This window comes from Clostridium sartagoforme AAU1 (genome assembly GCF_000401215.1).
Classification (GTDB): Bacteria; Bacillota; Clostridia; order Clostridiales; family Clostridiaceae; genus Clostridium; species Clostridium sartagoforme.
Window position 1 is genome coordinate 1 of record NZ_ASRV01000248.1, and the last position, 2,652, is coordinate 2,652.

The 2,652-nt window shown below is 26.8% G+C and carries 2 protein-coding genes; both read left to right on the forward strand.

Annotation, left to right across the window (positions count from 1 at the left end; translation table 11 throughout):
• Positions 1–273: 273 nt before the first annotated feature.
• Entirely contained in the window at positions 274–1,182 is a 909-nt protein-coding gene (locus tag A500_RS18860; protein ID WP_016209171.1) for an ABC transporter ATP-binding protein, read from the forward strand.
• Positions 1,182–2,408, forward strand: coding sequence for an ABC transporter permease subunit (locus A500_RS18865; protein ID WP_016209172.1), 1,227 nt, complete (start codon positions 1,182–1,184; stop codon positions 2,406–2,408). Before A500_RS18860 ends, A500_RS18865 begins: the two co-directional genes overlap by 1 nt.
• The last annotated feature ends 244 nt before the right edge of the window (positions 2,409–2,652 follow it).

Below are 2,652 nucleotides of genomic sequence, written 5' to 3' on the forward strand. Positions count from 1 at the left end.
ATATTATATTACTATTAGTTTTGATAATTAGATTGTTTAGTAAAACTCTTACTAACTTATGTTAATAAAATTATTTAGTATGTTAATTTAATTAATAATTACAATAATCAACAAATAAATTTAAAAATAATATTTTAAGTAAAATTACTTCTAAATTACTATTAAATCTTAAATACTTAAGGTTATATTAAGATTATATTAAGACTTTTCCTACCTTTTTATTAAGTTTTTCTATCTAAAATTATTAATAGTTAGATTAAGGGAGGTAATGATTTGAAGGTTTTAGAGGTAAAAGGACTTAAGAAAAAGCTAGGAAAAAGAGAAATAATAAAAGATATATCATTCTCAATAGAAGAAGGTGAAATATTTGGATTTTTAGGCCCTAATGGGGCTGGAAAAACAACAACTATAAGAATGCTCGTAGGTCTTATCAATGCAAACGAAGGTAGTATTAGTATTTGTGGTCATGATTTAAAGACTGACACAGAAAAAGCACTAAAAGAAGTAGGTGCAGTAGTAGAAAATCCTGAGTTATATAAATATTTATCTGGAAGAGAAAACTTAATGCAAATTGCTAGAATTAGAAATATTTCTAAAGACCAAGTAAATGAAACCATAAAATTAGTAGGTCTTGAACATAGAATAGATGATAAGGTCAGGAAATATTCACTAGGTATGAAACAACGTTTAGGGCTAGCTGCATCTCTTCTTTCTAATCCAAAGCTTCTAATTTTAGATGAGCCTACTAATGGATTAGATCCTTCAGGAATATTGGATTTTAGAGAAGTAGTAAAAAAAGCTGCCAATGAAAGAGGAATGGCTGTATTTATATCATCACATATACTTTCTGAGGTGCAACATCTTTGTAATAGAGTTGCATTCATAAATCATGGGATTATAGAATCAGTAGAGAATGTATTAGATGAATCTATGGATACTAATACTGATATAATTTGTTTAAAACTACTACAAGAAATAGATATTAATAAATTATTATCTATTGAATATATTAACTCTGCTAGAAAAACTGATGATGGAATAGAAATAATCTTATTATCTAATAAAACTCCTGAATTAATTAAGTATCTTGTTAATAACAATTATGCTATACAAGAAGTATTTAAGATAAGAAAAGGCTTAGAGCAAAGATATATGGAATTAGTTGAAGGAGGAATCAGATAATGTTATTAACGCTTATAAAAAATGAATTTATTAAAATTTTTAAAAGATCTAAGACTTGGATTGTCTTTGGATTATTTATAGTATTTATTGGAATAACCGCTTTTGGTACATGGATGAATGACAAAAATATGAAAGAATGGACCTCACCTGAATATCAAATACAGCAAGCTGAAGAACAGTTAGTTCATATAAGAAATGATATAAAGAGAGCAGAAGAAGATGGTGATCAAAAATGGATTCAAAATTCTAAAGAAATAGAAACTAGTCTTTTAAAACAAATAGATATTAACAAAGAAATAATCAAAAATGGTATTTCTGAAGATGCATGGAAAAAGCAGCTGGATGAATCAATTAAGTCTACCGAAAATACAATTAAGCAATATGAAGAAGATGGTATAAGGGAATGGAATAAAAGATGGTACGCCGAGTCAAAACAACAATTAGATGATTTAAAATATCTAAAAAATAATAATATAAAACCCTTACAAGGATGGGAGTATCAAGCCTTTAATTTCTTACAAATGCTTAACAGCTTTTTTGGATTAGGAGTATTAATAGCAGGAATTTCTGTATTTATGAGTGATATGGTTTCAGGAGAATGTACACCAGCAACATTAAAATTCCTACTTGTTCAGCCTGTTACAAGGGGAAAAATTTTATTTTCTAAGTTTATCGTATCAACTGTTACTGTATTATCACTAATCTTAATACCTCAACTGGTTGGAATGACAGTTGTTAATATGACAAGTGATGTTGATGCTTCAAAATATCCTGTTAGAGTTGAACAAAAATATGAAAAAGCATTTGATCAATCATCAGGTGAGATGATAATGAATCAAATTCCAGATACATCAAAAATGATTACTAACACTGAAAATGCATTTAGAACAATAGGATATCAATCATTATTTATTTTATCTGCTTGTTCTATTGTATTCATGATATCAACTCTATTTAAAAGTAGTATGACTTCCATGGCAGTTTCAGTAATATCTACTATTTTCCTATCAATAGGAACCCAAGCAATTAGCTCTATAAGAAATATTAGTCATCTTTTATTTACAACTTATGCTGATGCAGGCAGTCTAGTAACTTCTAAATTAGCATTAATGTATCAAAATCCTAAATTAACAACAACTAATGGAATAATATGCTTGATTATAACAGCAATAATAGCATATACAATAGCACATATTAATTTTATAAAAAAGGATATTTTAATATAATTCAAAAAGAGTACACCTATCAATTTTAGGTGTGCTCTTTTAATTATATAGAGTTACCCATTACTTACAGTAAAATTATCAACAATAGACATATGAAAAAGTGTTAAGGTGTGAATAACTTTCTATTTTTATAATAAAATTGTGAATAAATAAGTGAGCATATATAATCCATTATCCAGATTCTAAATCTTTATAATTTCTTATATAAAAAAAAGACTTAAGATAAATCCTAAGTCTTTTTGCT

Bases quoted from the DNA above. Each gene is read 5' to 3' on its own strand.
- A500_RS18865 (WP_016209172.1), top strand. From the start codon at position 1,182: ATGTTATTAACGCTTATAAAAAATGAATTTATTAAAATTTTTAAAAGA.